Source organism: Mesorhizobium sp. M1C.F.Ca.ET.210.01.1.1 (assembly GCF_004791585.1).
Lineage (GTDB): Bacteria > Pseudomonadota > Alphaproteobacteria > Rhizobiales > Rhizobiaceae > Mesorhizobium.
In genome coordinates this window covers 1-295 of sequence record NZ_SRUU01000202.1, presented here as the reverse complement: position 1 = coordinate 295, position 295 = coordinate 1, and the positions used below count along the sequence as shown (strand labels likewise).

1 protein-coding gene is annotated in these 295 nt (G+C 62.4%); it reads right to left on the bottom strand.

The window, feature by feature from the left end:
• Positions 1-199 precede the first annotated feature (199 nt).
• Entirely contained in the window at positions 200-268 is a 69-nt protein-coding gene (locus EN853_RS33580; protein WP_245517534.1) for a type II toxin-antitoxin system prevent-host-death family antitoxin, read from the bottom strand.
• Positions 269-295: the final 27 nt, after the last annotated feature.

The following is a 295-nucleotide window of genomic DNA, read 5'->3' as shown; positions in this document are numbered from 1 at the left end:
GTGTGCTCTTCCGATCTCCGGCACCTCTGTCGCGCCGCCGCAATTGGATGAGTTTCTGCTCGACTACGACATCAAGCTGAGAAAGGACGAGGTCGAGCGGCTTGGACTCCAGCCGCGAGCACTCGACCCATCCAGCTAGGTTGAGACCGCACCGTCGCGTGGCGACAGGTCTTCTTCGCCGGAGGAGGTAAAAGACGCGCTACAGCCTCCCGCGCCGGGTGATCACAATCTCCTCGCCGGCGTTGGCGCGCCTGACGAGCTCCGACAGTTTGGCCCTGGCTTCGGTTATAGAGAC